At 47.3% G+C, this 510-nt stretch carries 1 protein-coding gene; it reads left to right on the forward strand.

The genetic code is table 11. The features are described from left to right. On the forward strand, positions 1-510 hold a 510-nt coding region (locus HGH47_RS12285), incomplete at both ends, for a hypothetical protein (protein WP_432912775.1).

Genomic DNA, 510 nt, shown 5'->3' on the forward strand with positions numbered 1-510 from the left:
TTTGGAATTTCAAGACGGGCCGTTCAAATTGTGGGAGCGGCGTAAAACCGAACTTTTGATAACAAAGCTTGAGCTTGCGCAAGAAAAGCGCATTGCCGATTTAGTTACCAATTTGGACGGCCGAAATACAAAGCTTTCAGGAAAAGGTACGAAAGCGGAACACAAATGGTCTGGAGCATCCGATACGGCAGGAGGCAATCCCGTTGAAGCGATCAACGCGGCGATAAAAGAATGTTTTTTCCGGCCCAATACGATGGTGCTCAGCGAGGCCGTCTATGATGCTCTTGAATACCATCCGGTACTTTTAAAGTATCTGGGAGAAGCTAACTTGATAAAAAAAGTTGACGAGGCAAACCTTGCGAAGCTATTCAGAATTAACAAGGTCATCATCGCAAAAGGCCGAGCGGATTTCGGCAAGCGAAGCGAAGATAAAAAGGTTACCCCTGAAAGTATCTGGGGAGACTCGGTCGTTCTTTGCTACACCGACTCCCAGTGGGATCAACCGTGTGC

This window comes from Treponema sp. OMZ 805 (assembly GCF_050937395.1).
Lineage (GTDB): Bacteria > Spirochaetota > Spirochaetia > Treponematales > Treponemataceae > Treponema.